Source organism: Nonlabens ponticola, assembly GCF_003966335.1.
GTDB lineage: Bacteria > Bacteroidota > Bacteroidia > Flavobacteriales > Flavobacteriaceae > Nonlabens > Nonlabens ponticola.
Genome location: NZ_CP034549.1, coordinates 1,043,512 through 1,060,027, shown reverse-complemented (window position 1 = coordinate 1,060,027; position 16,516 = coordinate 1,043,512). Strand labels below are relative to the sequence as shown.

The 16,516-nt window shown below is 40.7% G+C and carries 13 protein-coding genes; 1 reads left to right on the top strand and 12 read right to left on the bottom strand.

The genetic code is table 11. The features are described 5' to 3' along the window. Positions 1-105 precede the first annotated feature (105 nt). The 3 genes from EJ995_RS04770 to EJ995_RS04760 all read right to left on the bottom strand — a co-directional run bounded on the left by EJ995_RS04770 (position 106) and on the right by EJ995_RS04760 (position 5,344). The gene (locus tag EJ995_RS04770; RefSeq protein WP_126446132.1) at positions 106-2,877 is read right to left on the bottom strand and encodes an outer membrane beta-barrel protein; all 2,772 of its coding nucleotides are present in this window, start codon (positions 2,875-2,877) and stop codon (positions 106-108) included. A 43-nt stretch (positions 2,878-2,920) separates the two neighbouring features. Next, the gene (der, locus tag EJ995_RS04765) at positions 2,921-4,225 is read right to left on the bottom strand and encodes a ribosome biogenesis GTPase Der (protein WP_126446129.1); all 1,305 of its coding nucleotides are present in this window, start codon (positions 4,223-4,225) and stop codon (positions 2,921-2,923) included. 141 nt (positions 4,226-4,366) lie between these two features. Next, entirely contained in the window at positions 4,367-5,344 is a 978-nt protein-coding gene (locus EJ995_RS04760; RefSeq protein ID WP_126446126.1) for a polyprenyl synthetase family protein, read from the bottom strand. Here EJ995_RS04760 and EJ995_RS13135 point away from each other — a divergent pair. Next, positions 5,306-5,461 carry a hypothetical protein gene (locus EJ995_RS13135; protein WP_164549871.1) on the top strand — a complete coding sequence of 52 codons (156 nt, stop codon included), beginning with the start codon at positions 5,306-5,308 and terminating at the stop codon, positions 5,459-5,461. The two genes, EJ995_RS04760 and EJ995_RS13135, sit on opposite strands and share 39 nt — an antisense overlap. Here EJ995_RS13135 and rlmN read toward each other — a convergent pair. The 9 genes from rlmN to rsgA all read right to left on the bottom strand — a co-directional run bounded on the left by rlmN (position 5,458) and on the right by rsgA (position 16,474). Then, positions 5,458-6,504: a 23S rRNA (adenine(2503)-C(2))-methyltransferase RlmN gene (gene rlmN, locus EJ995_RS04755; RefSeq protein WP_126448870.1), complete on the bottom strand. Its 1,047-nt coding sequence runs from the start codon at positions 6,502-6,504 to the stop codon at positions 5,458-5,460. The genes EJ995_RS13135 and rlmN overlap by 4 nt on opposite strands. 32 nt (positions 6,505-6,536) lie before the next feature. Beyond that, the gene (locus tag EJ995_RS04750; RefSeq protein WP_126446123.1) at positions 6,537-8,243 is read right to left on the bottom strand and encodes a T9SS type A sorting domain-containing protein; all 1,707 of its coding nucleotides are present in this window, start codon (positions 8,241-8,243) and stop codon (positions 6,537-6,539) included. Positions 8,244-8,341: 98 nt separating this feature from the next. Further along, the gene (queA, locus tag EJ995_RS04745; RefSeq protein ID WP_126446120.1) at positions 8,342-9,394 is read right to left on the bottom strand and encodes a tRNA preQ1(34) S-adenosylmethionine ribosyltransferase-isomerase QueA; all 1,053 of its coding nucleotides are present in this window, start codon (positions 9,392-9,394) and stop codon (positions 8,342-8,344) included. Between the two features lie 68 nt (positions 9,395-9,462). Then, positions 9,463-10,704 (bottom strand): 3-phosphoshikimate 1-carboxyvinyltransferase, encoded by a 1,242-nt coding sequence (locus EJ995_RS04740; RefSeq protein ID WP_126446117.1) that lies wholly within the window; start codon positions 10,702-10,704, stop codon positions 9,463-9,465. A gap of 2 nt (positions 10,705-10,706) precedes the next feature. After that, a complete protein-coding gene (locus EJ995_RS04735) occupies positions 10,707-11,033 on the bottom strand; it encodes a nucleotide pyrophosphohydrolase (RefSeq protein WP_126446114.1) in 327 nt (108 codons plus the stop codon). Next, a complete protein-coding gene (locus EJ995_RS04730) occupies positions 11,030-13,006 on the bottom strand; it encodes a DUF3857 domain-containing protein (protein WP_164549870.1) in 1,977 nt (658 codons plus the stop codon). Before EJ995_RS04730 ends, EJ995_RS04735 begins: the two co-directional genes overlap by 4 nt. 7 nt (positions 13,007-13,013) lie before the next feature. Continuing rightward, positions 13,014-14,921 (bottom strand): DUF3857 domain-containing protein, encoded by a 1,908-nt coding sequence (locus EJ995_RS04725; protein ID WP_126446109.1) that lies wholly within the window; start codon positions 14,919-14,921, stop codon positions 13,014-13,016. 69 nt (positions 14,922-14,990) lie between these two features. Then, positions 14,991-15,473 carry a D-aminoacyl-tRNA deacylase gene (dtd, locus tag EJ995_RS04720; protein WP_126446106.1) on the bottom strand — a complete coding sequence of 161 codons (483 nt, stop codon included), beginning with the start codon at positions 15,471-15,473 and terminating at the stop codon, positions 14,991-14,993. Further along, positions 15,470-16,474, bottom strand: a complete 1,005-nt coding sequence (gene rsgA, locus EJ995_RS04715) for a ribosome small subunit-dependent GTPase A (protein WP_126446104.1) — start codon at positions 16,472-16,474, stop codon at positions 15,470-15,472. Before rsgA ends, dtd begins: the two co-directional genes overlap by 4 nt. Positions 16,475-16,516: the final 42 nt, after the last annotated feature.

Below are 16,516 nucleotides of genomic sequence, written 5' to 3'. Positions count from 1 at the left end.
ACGATCTAGCGCGCTTTTGGCTTGCACTAGATCTATTCTGGATTACGCTTTCGCGAAAGCGTAATTATCACAAACATAACACCGTTGAAAAGCTATCACATCTCACTAATCAAGGAAAATAACACCACCTTGCTCCCTTTTTCCTTTACCGCCAAACTTTGACAGCTTGTAAGTAAAACTGAGTAGGAAATATTGCTGCAAAGCGAGATTGCTGCTGTCTAGAACAAAGTCATCTGACGCCACTCGACGCGTATTTATAACCTGATTGAACAAGTCATAGGCCTTGAGACTGATGATTGCTTTCTCTTTTGCAAAGGTGTATCCCAAGCTACCGATTACCACAAAACTGTCGTTGTCAAAACTAGGATCTACATTGCCAAAAAGATTGTACTCACCGCGAATGGCCAGCGTCCAATCCTTAGGATAGTACAGCTTGAAGTCGATACCAGCTTGATGATTTATAAACTCAATATCTTCAATAGAAGAAAGATCGTATCTAGTATTATTGAATCCAATACTGTAATCTACCTCTACATCTATGAAGTCATCCAGCTCATAGCTTAATTGAAAATCAGGCCTAAAAGATGTCCTGTCACTGGTAAACAAGACTCCATTAGTAAACGATCTATTGCGATTGAAAGATGTACTGATTCCTGCACCAGCTTTCCAGGTGCGCTCGTCTTTTTTCCATGACTTGCGGTAGTCAAAATAGGCATAACCATTAAAATTACCATCCACATTTGTATAGGTAGTGCGGCGTATCAAGTCATCGTCAGTAACCGTGATGGCTCTAACGGCGTCCTGTGTGGTTGAAAAATTAATACCAGCAAACCAGCCCTGACGCTCCTGCCAATTGAAATTATTCACATTGAGATTAAAATTGGTGATCAGACTGGCTTCTAGATTAGGATTACCAGTCACGATATTTAAAGGATTGGTCCTGTCTTCTACAGGCTGCAACTGTCTTATACCAGGTATTTGAAGGTTGTTATCAACGTTGAGCCAGATACTTGCGAACTCTCCTAGTTTTTCATAGTAAGTAATATCTGTATAAACTGCATTAAAATCACGATCAAATTCTATGTCGTTAACTAATTCTTCGCTGTCTAAATTTGTGAAGAAATAGCCTATTCCTGCAGAGATTCTTCTATCATCTTTACGGTAGGAAAGATTAATTGTAGGTCGTTGGGTAAGACTATTTATTCTAAAGTCACTACTCAAGCTATTATTTGATATTGATGAGCCAGATTCCTGATCAAAGACTTGTCTTTCATTTTCCTCTCTTTCATAACCTATGCGATAATCTACCGTGGTGCTCCATGCCTCACTAAATTTGTAACGATATCTTGGTGTAGCTCGAATGTTGGTGCTTAGGTTGTCAATTTCAATGCGTTGATCTTGAATATCTACATCTGAGGCATCGTTACCTGAAGTACGAGAAGAAAAGAAAAGATCTGTCTCCTCTAGATCGTTATAATCTAGATCCAAATTAAGACTATAAAAATGTTTTTTATTGATACTACCACGACCTGCGTATAGAGAACTATTATTAGTGACATTGAATCTATCAGCATTGCTTGTTGTGATGACACTATTGATCACTTCTCCATTTTGATCCTGATTTATAGAAGAGCTATTCCTATTATTATCTGACGATCCATAACTACCGTTGGTATTGATACTGATCGTGGTCAATGTATCTGGTTTGATACGGGCATTAGCAGAATAGTTGTGAGTGTCGCTATCGTTATTACTATCAGAGTTTGAAATCGTGGTAAAAGTCCTGTCTGGTAAAAACGTCGTGCGTATGCTACTGGTCTCATTAAAGTTATTGGTACGGCCGTATAAATAATTACCAGATGTTTCTACATTCTCACCAAAGTCATTGCTTACATTAAAACCACCTGTGCTACTCTCAGTAATTCCATCAGATCCTGAGCCAAAGTTGATACCATTGATCCCAAAGCTACCATTAGAGCTTCTAGTAGCCGTATAGACTTGAGATCCTAGCGCATCATATATCTCGTCATACGTGAATCCAGGACTATTTATATTATTGGCACTACCCAAGACGGTCAACCTGAAGTCGTCCTTAAAGTAATTTGCGATACCACTTGTGGAATAGCGATCATCTGTTCCTGCACCTGCGGTAAGACGTGAAAAAAAGCCTTTATTCTTTCCTTCTTCAAGAGTAATATTAATCTCACTGCTTGAGGCGTCACCAGAATCGCCGGTAATTTTGTCTTCTTCACTTTTTGAATTGCTTACCTGGATTTTATCTATAATTTCTTTAGGTAAATTCTTTAAAGCAACTTGTGGATCATCACCAAAAAATTCCTTTCCATCTACTAGCAGCTTATTTACGGGCTTACCGTTGACGGTAATTTTTCCTTCAGAATCTATCTCGACTCCAGGCAATTCTTTGAGCACATCTTCTAACGTTGCATCAGCTTTTGTATTGAAAGACTTTGCATTGAATTCTAGCGTATCGGACATCACTTTTATAGGTGCGACTCGAGCGGTCACGACAACATCGTCTAGTGATTGTAAATCTGCTACCAACTGAATATTTCCTAGATCAATTTCTCTTGAATCGCCATTCAAATTAATGATGCGAGAAACATCTTTAAATCCCTGATAATTGATAAAGAAATTAAGTCGTTGATTATCTGTATTTCCTTTGAGACTAAATTGGCCATCTGCATTTGTGATGCTGTAGGTTATTAGAGTACTATCTTGAATAGTTTCTAAAAAAACAGTTGCGCTTGCCAATGGTTGTTTTGTAAGACTGTCAGTAACAGTTCCATAAATATCAAACTGCTGTGCATAGGAAATGAAGCTGCAAAGAACAGCGACGCATAAAAAAACGTTTCTCATAGATTGGTTGGTCTGTGTAAGAAACGTTAAAAATAAGAAAGTATTATTTCTTTCTCATATAAACACTCACGGGAACACCAGTAAAATCAAACTTCTCACGCAGTTTATTTTCTAAAAATCGCTTGTAAGGCTCACGCACATACTGTGGTAAGTTACAGAAGAACGCAAATTGTGGTTGTGGTGTAGGTAATTGAGTGATGAACTTGATCTTGACAAATTTACCTTTCAATGATGGCGGCGGCGTATTCTCTATGATAGGCAGCAAGGTCTCATTGAGCTGGCTGGTCTTGATGCGTTTGCTGCGGTTTTTATAAACCTCAACGGCCGTTTCAATAGCCTTGAAAATACGTTGCTTGTTAAGTACGCTTATAAAGACGATAGGCACATCAGTAAATGGCTGCATCTCTTCTCGTATGCGGCGTTCATAATCGCGCACGGTATTGGTATCCTTGTTCTCGACGAGATCCCATTTGTTGACCAATATGACGATTCCCTTTCGGTTGCGCTCTGCTAGCCAAAAGATGTTTTGCACCTGTCCATCAAATCCACGAGTAGCATCTAGCACCACAAGACATACATCACAATGCTCAATAGCTCTAACGCTGCGCATCACACTGTAAAATTCTAGATCTTCTTTTACTTTTTTCTTGCGGCGTATTCCTGCGGTATCCACAAGATTGAACTCAAAACCAAAACGGTTGTACTTGGTATCAATACTATCGCGAGTTGTTCCAGCAATATCTGTCACGATATATCGCTCTTCACCTATGAGTGCGTTGATAAATGATGATTTACCAGCGTTAGGTCTTCCTACAACTGCAAATCTGGGTAGATCCACCTCAACCTCTTCGCGAGGTTCCGGTAACAATTCAACTAGCGCATCTAGAAGATCACCTGTGCCGCTACCATTGATACTGGATATGGAATAATAATCACCTAGTCCTAGGTTATAAAATTCATAAGCATCTTGCTCGCGCGCATTGTTATCGACCTTATTAACTACCAGCATCACTGGCTTCTCAATCTTGCGCAATAATTGCGCGACGGTTTCATCCTCTAGCGTGATACCATCTGCAGCATCTACCATGAACATGATCACATCTGCTTCATCGATGGCAAGCTCTACTTGCTTGTCGATTTCTTCTTCAAACTCGTCGTCACTACCTACTGCATAACCACCAGTATCTATAACTGAAAAATCACGACCGTTCCAGTCGCTCTTACCATAATGGCGATCACGCGTCACACCGCTCACAGCATCAGTTATCGCCTCACGACGTTTGATTAGTCTATTAAAAAGGGTTGATTTTCCCGTATTGGGACGTCCTACAATCGCTACTATACTCATGCTGCTGGTTTTGCGTACACAAAGGTACTTTTTTAAGCGGGCAACTTTTGTTATATTTTGTTAGAAATGATGAAGCTCGTGATTTGTTGATAGGATGGCTATGATTTTGCTTTCGCGAAAGCTAACACCCAACAAACCTCTCTACTTATCACGATCAATCACATACTCGACCATCGTATGAAGACTGGTCTTGTACTCTGACTCTGGATAGGTATCTAGAATAGCCAAAGCGCGAGTCTTGTAGTCCATCATGACCTCTACGGCATATTCAAGGCCGCCATGATTCTTGACAAAATCAATCACTTCTCTCACGCGTTTTTTATCGCGATTGTGGCGCTTGACACTATTGATCAACCAGCGTTTATCCTTATTGCTCACCGTGTTGAGTGTATGAATTAGCGGCAAGGTCATTTTTTGTTCCTTGATGTCGATACCGGTAGGTTTACCTATGCGCTGGTTACCATAATCAAAGAGATCATCCTTTATCTGGAAGGCAATGCCTATGAGCTCGCCAAATTCTCGCATCTTCTCTACATCATCACTTTCTGGAGATACCGCAGCGGCTCCTAGACTGCAACAGGCAGCGATAAGGGTTGCTGTTTTCTTGCGAATGATATCGTAATAAACATCCTCTGTAATATCAAGGCGTCGTGCTTTTTCTATTTGTAGCAATTCACCTTCACTCATCTCGCGCACGGCGACGCTGATAATCTGGAGTAGATCAAAATCCTTGTTATCAATACTTAACAATAAACCCTTGGATAGTAGGTAGTCACCTACAAGCACGGCAATCTTGTTTTTCCAAAGTGAATTGACACTAAAAAACCCACGACGTTTTAAACTATCATCTACCACGTCGTCATGAACTAGTGTTGCGGTGTGTATCAATTCAATGACTGATGCGCCGCGATAGGTGCGATCATTTACCTGTCCATCGCCTATCATTTTGGCCACCAAAAACACGAACATGGGACGCATTTGCTTGCCCTTACGGTTGACAATGAAATAGGTGATACGATTAAGTAGTGCAATGCGAGATGCCATCGAGAGACGGAATTTCTCTTCAAATAATTCCATCTCGTGAGCGATGGGCTGTTTTATTTGCTCGACTACTTTGATAGTGGTAAAGATAAGCGTCCTGAAATGTTTTTGAATATCCTAGGGAATATTCTAACAGGTCAAGGTGAGTTCAGATTGCACGCTTTCGCGAAAGCGTTATCGTCCAACTCTATCTAGGACGATTTATTGGCTAGCTGCCCACATGCCGCATCAATATCCTTACCGCGACTGCGACGTACATTGACTACTATACGAGCATTTTCAAGTGCTGTTTGATACATATCAATAGCCTGCGGCGCTGCTTGCTCAAATCGTGCATCGTCGATTGAATTGTACTCAATGATGTTCACCTTACAAGGAATCACTTTGCAAAATTGGATTAAGGCATCCACGTCTTCTCTTGTGTCGTTGATACCTTTCCATACTACGTACTCATATGTAACTCTAGTGCCTGTTTTATCGTACCAATATTTGAGCGCATCCTTAATGTCATCTAGCGGAAACTGCTCATTGAACGGCATGATCTTGACTCGTTTCTCATCAATGGCACTATGCAAGCTCAAAGCGAGATTAAATTTAGGTCGCTCGTCTGCTAGTTTTTTTATCATCTTGGGCACACCACTAGTAGATAAGGTGATGCGTTTGGGCGACATGGCAAGACCGTCATCACCAGTAATCTTGTCAATTGACTTGATCACATTTTTGTAATTCATGAGCGGCTCGCCCATTCCCATGAATACGATATTGGATAAAGGTATATTGTGATACAGCCTACTTTGCTGATCAATAGCTACCACTTGATCGTAGATTTCATCTGGATTGAGATTACGCATGCGTTTGAGTCTTGCCGTAGCGCAAAATTCGCAATTGAGACTACAGCCCACTTGTGAGGAAACACATGCCGTAGTACGAGTTGCCGTAGGAATAAGAACAGATTCTACCGTAAGACCATCATGCAACTTGACGGCATTTTTTATCGTACCATCTTGACTGCGTTGCATGTCATCAACGCGTATATGATTGATGACAAAATGCTCATCGAGAAATGCTCGAGTGTTTTTGGACAAGTTAGTCATGTCATCAAAGGTGTGCGCACCTTTTTTCCACAACCATTCATATACCTGATTACCACGAAAGGCTTTCTCACCATTTGACACGAAATAATCGCGTAACTCTTCAAGGGTTAATGCTCGTATGTCCTTTTTATCCGTTTTGGTCATAGGTGTCATTCCTTGAAGGAATAAGCAGCGTACTACTGCTTGATTAATTTGCGAACTATAGTGTTACCAGCATTCTTTACTCTTGCGATGTAAATACCTTTGGCCGCGTAGGAGATGTCGATGACGTCATTCAAATCATTGGTACTTCCTTCAACGATAAGTTGACCATTGAGGTTGAATATCTCGTAGGTAGTAGGCTCTTCACTCACGACAAAATACCTACCTGATGAAGGGTTAGGAAATACAAAAATGTCAAATTCAGGATTTGGTGGCGGCGGCGGCGGTGGTTGCATCTCGTCCTCTAAATCCTTAAAGAAAGAACCATCTAGCGCCTCAACTCCTGTATCTTCTGGATCCAGCCAATCTCTAAGACGTTGAGAGGATCGACTACCAAAATCCCAACTCACATCAAACTTACCGTAAAAGTCTGCATCATTATTATCATTTGTACCTGAACATGCCGCAAACCCACCTGCTAATTGACCTACTATTTGATCGTTTTCATTGAGAATAAAACTTCCAGAAGAGCCACCTTCGGTCACTCCATAATCCCAATCGGCGATTTGCCAGACTTGTGTTCTCGAGTTTCCATTAAAGTTGAGCAAAACAGATTCAGCAGGTTGATCATTCCTCGCTAGTTTCATAATGTCAAATCCTGGATGATGTATTCCCAATTGCTCTTGTGGCACATCACCGCTGTGGTCCCAACCGGCATAAAAAATATTCCAATCTTCTTCTGGCTCTTGCGATAATAGAAAAAGAGCCATATCGCTATTGTCATTGTTTGCCTTGAGTGCCGCACCAGTCAACACTCGAGTAGGTTGTTGCGGTCCTTGTGTTGGTGCCGTGGTCGCACAATCGGGCGTATTTGTAAACCATTGAAAACCAAATGCCCAATCAGAAGCATCATAGCTGCTTCCTGCACCATTGTTTACATCACCAAGACAGTGATTTGCCGTTAAGAAATAAGGTGTGGTGTCATCACCGGTATTGGCAATCATAGAACCTGTGCAGGTAAAAGTGCTACCATTCAAATTATAGATGATACGCGCTACACTATTAATATACTTATCTCGTGCGTCATCCCAATCTTTATCACCTGTTGATCCAGCATTAGGGTCACATAATACATCGACATTACAATTACCAGATTCATTAAGCTTACCAAAATTTTCTTGCTTAGGCAATTCTACATAGCCGTGAGTGATGGCGTCAATGGAAACCCTACCAAAACCACTAACCGCTGCAGGCTCATAATATTCAATCCATAGATGATCTCCTTCAACGATCCAGGTTCCCAGCACGCCGTTTTCTTGATTTTCTCTAGCTGTATAAGGCCCTATTTTATCAGTACGACTGTCGTTGTATAAAAATAATTCTGCGCCTTGAGGTAAGCTATATAAATCAAGTGTTGCCTTCATGAACTTCGCACCGCGAGAAACTATGGATTGTCTCCAGATGCGATCGCCATTTTCTAGAACGGTCCATGCACCAGCATTGTATAAATCAATATTCACCTCTATCGCCTCACCTATACGTAACGGCTTTGCGATATTATTTGAAGATTGTTCATCTTCCAACAACAATTTATCCACGTCTATCGCAGGAAGAACAATTGGTGCAACCTCACTTTTTGCAGTTAATGACCAGCTAGGTGGCGTTACCTCATTAGTTACCTGTGCTTGTACGCGTAGGCTTGCGATTACAGCAAATACAAATATTAGGGATACAAACTTCATAATTATAGGAAGATAGGGAACGTTAAGGTACAATAAGCAATCGTAAAACCCTTTATACTATTGCATAAAGGGTTCTAACTATCACTGTATATAAAATATTATTCTAAAATCAACATAGCATCGCCATACGTACTGAACTTATAGCCCTCTTTCATCGCTACATCATAAGCTTCCTTCAAGAAATCATAACCTGCAAACGCAGCTGCCTGCATCATCAAAGTAGATTTAGGATGGTGAAAGTTTGTAATCATGCTATTTGCTATAGAGAAATCATACGGCGGAAAGATAAATTTATTGGTCCAGCCTTCGTACGTATTCAAGTGACCGTCACTACTTACGGCACTTTCAAGCGATCTCATGGTAGTCGTACCTACCGCACAAATGTTGCGCTTATTGTCTATCGCCTCGTTGACCATCGCGACCGTAGGCTCTGTAATAAAAGCTTGCTCGCTGTCCATCTTGTGCTTAGAAAGATCTTCAACCTCAACTGGAGCAAAAGTTCCTAAGCCTATGTGCATAGTTACCGTAGCAACATTGACACCTTTGATTTCTAGTCGCTTCAATAAGTGACGAGAAAAGTGTAATCCAGCAACTGGCGCTGCGACAGCTCCTTCATTTGCTGCATAAATGGTCTGGTATCTTTCAGTATCTGATTCTTCTACCTCACGTTCTAGCTCACGTGGTAATGGAGTCTCACCTAGATCCTTAAGCTTTTTTCTAAACTCCTCATAAGTACCGTCATATAAAAAACGTAAAGTTCTACCTCTTGAAGTTGTGTTGTCAATAACCTCAGCCACCAGACTCTCATCCTCGCCAAAGTATAGTTTATTACCTATACGTATTTTTCTAGCTGGGTCGACTAAGACGTCCCAAAGCTTAGTAGTAGGGTTCAATTCACGTAAAAGGAACACCTCAATACGCGCACCTGTCTTCTCCTTGTTACCGTATAATCTGGCAGGAAAAACCTTGGTATCATTCATCACAAAAACGTCTTTCTCGTCAAAATAATCGATGACGTCCTTAAAGACTTTGTGCTCGATTTTACCAGTGGACTTGTGCAGTACCATCAGCTTTGACTCATCCCTATTTTCAGCTGGATATTTTGCGATAAACTCTTCCGGGAGCTTGTAACCGAATTGTGATAATTTCATTAAATACGTTTAATTTTTGAGTTGCAAATATACAATCTGGACATAGGGGTTGTCAAGTAAATCGCTGCTTAAATTTCTGTTATATCGACCTTTACGGCAGCCAGATCCTTATAATACTCGCCATAGCTTTTAGTAACCACATCTGCATCGTTAATTATCACGGTCGTCTTGCAGCATAGTGGTGCAAAGGCTAGTGCCATACGGTGATCTTGGTAGGTGTCCACGATGAACTCTTGTGTAATGCTAGAATCTGGAGAGAATGTTATTTCTATGGTATCGGTGGTTGTTAGAATTTTGCTTTCGCGAAAGCGTGACCCAACAACATCCATTGCCTTTATACGGTCTGTTTCTTTGATTCTAAGAGTATGCAAACCTTTCATTTTCAAATTGATACCAAGCCCCAAACAAGTAGCAAAGATTGTTTGCGCTTGATCAGGTTGTGACGTGAGATCAAATTCCAGATAGTGCGGCGGTTCAAAATCGGTCATGCACGTGAGCACGATTCCTGTCAAATTAAAGGTGGTTTGCACACCCAATTTCTCATATATCTCAACCAGTGCACGATCGCCCTGTAAACTGCTGTCCTTATAAGAATTGAGCTGCACACTGTAGCCAGCTGGCTGCATCGCCACCCAACTATACCAGTAACCAGCGCTACTCCAGTCTGATTCTACAACAATTTCCCGATCGGTGATATGTGATTGATGTTTGACCTTGATGACTTGGCCTTCAAACGTTACATCAAGACCTAAAAGTTGCATCAATCCTGTCGTCATTTCTAGATAGGGGCGTGAAGTCAATTTGCCTGAAAGCCTTAAGGTCAAGCCATTCTCAAACCGTGGCGCTACCAGCAGCAAGGCGCTTAAGAACTGGCTAGAAACACCAGCATCCATGGTGACTTCACCACCATGAAGTTGATTACCCTTAATTTTCAATGGCGGGAAACCTTCATTCTCTACATAATCAATTTGCGCGCCCAAGTATCTCAATGCATCGACCAAAATCCCAATAGGTCGCTGCTTCATGCGGTCGCTACCTGTTACTGTTCTCTGTAGGTCGCTACTTGCCATGAGTGCAGTGATAAACCGCATGGCAGTGCCTGCATGACCTATGTCTAGAATCTCGTTTGTTGATTCAAGGGCTTCCTGTAAATGCTGCGTATCATCACTAGTGGATAGGTTCTTAATCTGCAGGTTAGGAAACAATTGCTGCAAGATCAATAGGCGGTTGCTCTCACTTTTTGATCCTGTAATATTGATTATTGGAGTTTGCTCTTGTTGCGATGAGCTCGCCTGTAGCTGTAATCTCATGTTTATTTGAGCTTCTCGTTATTAAGATGACGATCATGGTCACGCTGCGTTTTGATCTCTAGTTTTTTATCAAAAGCTTCTTGCAGGTCAATTCCTGTCTGGTTGGCTAGACATAGGACGACAAACATAACATCTGCCAGTTCCTCACCTAGGTCTTTTATTTTATCGCTTTCCTTCTCAGACTGCTCGCCATATCGTCTGGCAATGATACGTGCAACTTCACCAACCTCTTCGGTTAGCTGAGCCATATTGGTAAGCTCGTTAAAATAGCGAATGCCATGGTTTTTAATCCAGGCGTCCACTTGTTCTTGAGATTTCTTGATACTCATGACACTTTTTTAAGTACTATTTTTTCTGCATCTTTATCAACGATCGCACTAAAAAATTCTCTCCATGAGGAATAATCCTTAGGCAACACATTATTTTGTGTCATGGTGAATTGTGCATTTATTGAGATGCGATTGTTTGTTTCTTGAGCAACCATTTTATAAGACGCTATACCGTTGTTGAAGTTGTATTGGGTATTATCTGGCATGGATGCGATCTCATAACCTTCTGGAATATTCACATTTATGATTACATTAGTCTGCTGTGGATAGACCAAATCTATAGGCAAGGTACGTGATTCCAGCTTGAATGGGTTCTCGCTAAGCGCTTCATGTAAAAGTGGTGTAAGGTAAATCTTATCTCCTATTTGCTCTACAGCGTTTTCATAAGTAACGTTGCAGCTTACGTTGAGTGGCTTGCCAGGCTTATTCATATTCTCTACCTCTAAAGAATCAATCTTGAAACCTCGAGTATCGCCTTCAATGTACTTGATTATATCACTATCGACATGCCCGCGGTAACGATCTCTAAATCTGTATGCCGTATAATCAGTATATCGTTTCTTGAGCGTTCCCGTCAACGTCATATCTTCATTGAAATCGACATTGACCATACTTATTTCTTTGGAGAAAATCCCTAGTTCTAGACTTATAGGTTGAGAGTTCCCATTTTTTTGGATAAGACGACCTTGCCAGTTTACAGCGCGTAAAGGCAGGCTATTGATTCCTGTATTCACATCAGTCGCGTCCAGCAGGATGTTTTTACCATCCATATCAACGTGGGCAATAACATAGTTGAAACCGTTTCTAGTAGGAAACAGCGGTATCCCGTTATCACGTGAACTTACCAGGACTGGATTTGCGCTATAACCAGCTTCTCTCAACATGGACACAAGCAGCAAATTGATGTCTGCAACGTTGCCTGATCCACTTTTATAGGCATCTTTAATACCGTTTTGGGCTGTAACACCAACATAGTTATTCCATTTTACCGTAGATTGAACATGATCTAGAATAGCGGCAAGCTTCTCAACATTACCCGTATATTTTTGTTCAATCACTTCTAAATCATCCTTGAAAAAACGAGATTTCCTCAATTCACCGCCAAATTTTTCTAGTTTATAAATTGACTTTGCTACTTGCTCCCATGTAGATGAAAACATCTGAATAGGCTCACCTGGAAAACGATTACCAGCTCTTTCAATGATTATTTTTGATCGGTAATTTTCTAGATTCTTGGTCATTGGCTCATCCTTCAACGCTGGAATATTCTCGGTATCGAGAATTAGAGACCTATCACTCAATTCATACTGTGATGCACCACCGCTTGAACGTCTCCAACTTTCTTGATCTTCTCCTGCAATTTTAGGAACATAAACCGCATATGGGTTGAATTGAACTTCATAGATATAATATTTGGGCAAGCCTACATTGATATCCAACTTTCTTATAGGTATATCATATTGAATAATCACATCATCGATGCTACCAAAAGGTGAGCGGATACTATAACTGTATTCAATGATAGATCCTGCGCGTACACCTGGCATGGTAAAACTCTCTTCTTTCCAGTTTTCACTTATATCTCTCTCAAACTCATTGTCGCTTCTCAATTTTTGTTCTTCTATCTCTCCATCTACAATATTGTAGGTACGTCCCTTAAGTTTAGTAAGTTTCTCACGTGCCTTTGAGGTTTCATTATACAATCTCACTTTTTTAGTGGCATAATCATATCCAGATTCATTATTGATCAATATGCGTTCATGAACATTACGATATTGATAGAGACCTACGTCAGACAAGGTCCATTGGATGTGCTCCTTGCGGTATAAGACTTCTGCATCTGGAATATCATCTGCATCCTCATAAGTTTGTTCAAAATCTGACAATTGCACCTCTCCAAATTCATAATCCTGTGCCTCTACAGACAGTATTCCAGCAAAAATGATCAGGCCGATAGTTAAAAATCTATTCATAAATAATTTACTTTTTAATCTTTTTGAGCGCAGCACGAGCATTGTCGCCAGCTACAACAGCATTTCTAAATTCACGATATTCCTCATACCTATCTGCAGGAAAAGTCCCTTCATTGATAGTAAGTTTTCTAGTCACTTGAATACGATTTTCTTCGTTTACAAAATCTAATTCATAGCTGCCAAAATCTGATTGTACTTCGACATTATTGGGTAATCCATCAACTACTAAATCTTCATCTAACTCCAACGCGTACGAGTCTTCATCAACATAACCACGCTCGATGGAAATAGGTTGTATACGGCTCGAGTCTTCAGGTAGCTCATCGCTAAATCGATTAAACATGACAGGATAAAACAGAATTAAATTGCCCATTTTAGTTCCAAACTTGTCAATTTCCACCTCTAATTGCTCATCTAATCTTATCGCGTCTTTATCCTCAATGTGATTAATTTGATTTATCGACAACCCATTCAAATGATTCCAATTATCCAGATATCGATCTTTTTGAGCGCTAAGGTTTTCTCTCAATACACCTGAACGCCAGTCGTACTGAACACCTATGCTACTTATTTTTACTTTTGCCTGTGCAGTACCGTCGCTATGAACTTTAACGGCGCCAGTGACATGTTGCTGATTATCTTGAGTCGCGTATGAAGTAGTTTTCTTGAGCTCGCCGCCATCAGCCTTCACAATCAATGCGTGGCGATCGTCTGTAAAATCTCCTAGGTAGCCAAATGGCGCTGTTGTACTAGTACACTCAAGCCAGTAATCTTTATCATTATCCAAATTTGGTAGATACAGGATAACATGATTCCCTTCAAGCATAGAGAAATCGGGATCCATACTGCGTTTTTCTCTACCGCCATAAATTGCCGCATAGTTGGATTGAACGCCTACTTGATCCAGTAGAGCCATAGTATAATTAGTAAGTCCTTTACAATCGCCATATGACATTTTATGAACCTCTTGCGCTTCTATCGGCATCCAACCACCTATACCTACCTGCACACTTATGTATCTTGAACGCTTTTGCATGTAATCATAAATGATCTTTGCTTTTTCAAGATCGCTGGTAGCATTTTGGGTAATTGAATTCACCTCATCAATAACCTCTTGTGGTAATTCCTGTCTTCCATTAATCAACTCATCATACATCCACTTACCAAAATCTTTCCAATCGTTGTTCACCCCTTTGACGCCTATCATTTCAAACTGACTCAATGCAACCTTAACTCGTGGAACTACATTCATTAAAGAAGGCTGATAAACTTCTCTAGGTAACGCGGGAGCATTGGTAAGTTTATATTGAAAATCTCCTAAGGTCTCAACGTCATAACTTTCAAAGTTCAATTGCCTTTCTTTCAGCTTTATATCAGTCTCATTGATGATTTTATAAGTGCTCGACTCAACACTCTCATACCGGTTTGATATAGGAGTCCAGCTAGGAATGAATGCCGTATTACTGCTCTTGACACGAGATTCAAAAACAATGGTTAAAGGATATTTACGTGGTGTATATTCTAAATATTTTACACGTGCGTCACTATATAGAGTACCGTTACTAACAGCGCTTCCATCCTTGAAATCACGTTCTTTAAACTCGTCAATCTCATTACCCAAAGCATCATAGATGGTTGCCTTGAGATTTAGAATATCAAGGGATTCACTGTAGTGCTGAAAAGCATCCACACTATTCATTCCAGACTCATTGAATACCGACACCACCCGTTTCTCTTCAATAACGACTTTATCCTGAGATTCAATGGTCACAACAATATCATAGTCACGCACGGCGGCATTTGCATTTTCCTTCAAATTTGCTGGTACAAAAAGAGAGATCAGGCTTCGATTATCCTGCGCAGTGGCAGACTGAAATATTAATCCTGTAAGGATTAACAGCAATAAATTTTTCATAAGTGCGTAAAATACTACGGATCTATTTTAAGACAAAATTATCTTAGGGTCTTAACAATATCACAAAAACTATTTAGAAACAGAATCAACAATTATTGTCACAGGCCCGTCATTAGTGGATGCTACCTGCATATCTGCACCAAACGTACCTGTAGCTATTGGTTTGTTACGCCCTGCCTGTCGTGACCGCACTTGGGCAGGCAGGTTTCGCGAAAGCTGACTAATAACATAATTATATAACGGTAATGCGACTTCTGGGCGTGCAGCAGCGACATAACTAGGTCGATTGCCTTTTCTCGTTTGTGCATAAAGTGTGAACTGAGAAATCAGTAAAATCTCACCATCAGTGTCCTCAATTGATAAATTCATAACGGCGTTTTCATCATTGAAAATTCGCATTCCCAGAATTTTACGTACTAGATAATCGGCATCATCTTGGGTGTCATCATGAGTTATTCCCAGGTAAATGAGTAAGCCTTTATCAATTTGACCTTTCATCTGACCGTCTATACTGACGCTGGCATTTTTCACTCTTTGAACGATCGCTCTCATTTAGGCACGTGTTTGTCCTGTCTATAATTTTCCTCATCACCTTGGACTATTTGAACATAGCTTTCATAACGTGAAGCGGCAATGGCGCCTTCTTCAACCGCTTGCTTGATGGCGCATTTAGGCTCCTCAATGTGCAGGCAATTATGGAATTTACATTGAGATTTGAGTTCAAAGATCTCTGGAAAATAATCGCCTATCTCTTCCCTTTCCATGTCGACTACACCAAATCCTTTGATACCAGGCGTATCGATCAATCGGGCGTCAAAATCAAGATCAAACATCTCTGCAAATGTGGTGGTATGCTGCCCTTGCTTGTGCTGGTCTGATATTTCTTTTGTTTTGAGCTCCAGACCTGGCTGGACGGCATTTGCCAACGTGCTTTTTCCTGCACCACTGTGACCAGAAAACATGCTGGTTTTACCAGTCATCTTCTCTTTAATTTGATCCACATTTTTACCCGTTGCCGCGCTTATCGCAATACAGTCATATCCTATGGATTTATATAAACTCATGAGGTAACGCACCTCATCAAGCTCGGTCATGGTGAGCATTTCTTCACCAGTTTCTGGATCAATAGCTACCTGATCTTGACTATCGTCATAGGTATCTACTTTATTGAAAACAAGGACAGCAGGAATGTGATAGGCCTCGGCAGTCACCAGAAACCGATCAATAAATGAGGTAAACGTCGGTGGATTATTAAGCGTAACCAGTAAAAAAACCTGATCGACATTTGCAGCGATTATATGCGTTTGCTTGGATAGGTTGACTGATTTGCGCACGATGTAATTATCACGCTCGTGAATCTCATTGATGATTCCTATCTCTTCATCACCCTTTTTCTCAATCTCAAAATCTACCTGATCACCTACCGCAACAGGATTAGTACTCTTGATACCCTGCAAACGGAATTTACCCTTTATCCTACAAGAGTAAAAAGCACCATCAGTGCCTTTTACCTCATACCAGCTTCCTGTGGATCGATAGACGGTTCCAGTCATAGATCGTTTTTACTACACCAAATGAAATTTCTCATATTACAA

Bases quoted from the DNA above. Each gene is read 5' to 3' on its own strand.
- rsgA (WP_126446104.1), bottom strand. From the start codon at position 16,474: ATGACTGGAACCGTCTATCGATCCACAGGAAGCTGGTATGAGGTAAAA.
- EJ995_RS04725 (WP_126446109.1), bottom strand. From the start codon at position 14,921: ATGAAAAATTTATTGCTGTTAATCCTTACAGGATTAATATTTCAGTCT.
- EJ995_RS04740 (WP_126446117.1), bottom strand. From the start codon at position 10,704: ATGAGATTACAGCTACAGGCGAGCTCATCGCAACAAGAGCAAACTCCA.
- der (WP_126446129.1), bottom strand. From the start codon at position 4,225: ATGAGTATAGTAGCGATTGTAGGACGTCCCAATACGGGAAAATCAACC.
- EJ995_RS04735 (WP_126446114.1), bottom strand. From the start codon at position 11,033: ATGAGTATCAAGAAATCTCAAGAACAAGTGGACGCCTGGATTAAAAAC.
- rlmN (WP_126448870.1), bottom strand. From the start codon at position 6,504: ATGACCAAAACGGATAAAAAGGACATACGAGCATTAACCCTTGAAGAG.
- dtd (WP_126446106.1), bottom strand. From the start codon at position 15,473: ATGAGAGCGATCGTTCAAAGAGTGAAAAATGCCAGCGTCAGTATAGAC.
- queA (WP_126446120.1), bottom strand. From the start codon at position 9,394: ATGAAATTATCACAATTCGGTTACAAGCTCCCGGAAGAGTTTATCGCA.
- EJ995_RS04770 (WP_126446132.1), bottom strand. From the start codon at position 2,877: ATGAGAAACGTTTTTTTATGCGTCGCTGTTCTTTGCAGCTTCATTTCC.
- EJ995_RS04750 (WP_126446123.1), bottom strand. From the start codon at position 8,243: ATGAAGTTTGTATCCCTAATATTTGTATTTGCTGTAATCGCAAGCCTA.
- EJ995_RS04730 (WP_164549870.1), bottom strand. From the start codon at position 13,006: ATGAATAGATTTTTAACTATCGGCCTGATCATTTTTGCTGGAATACTG.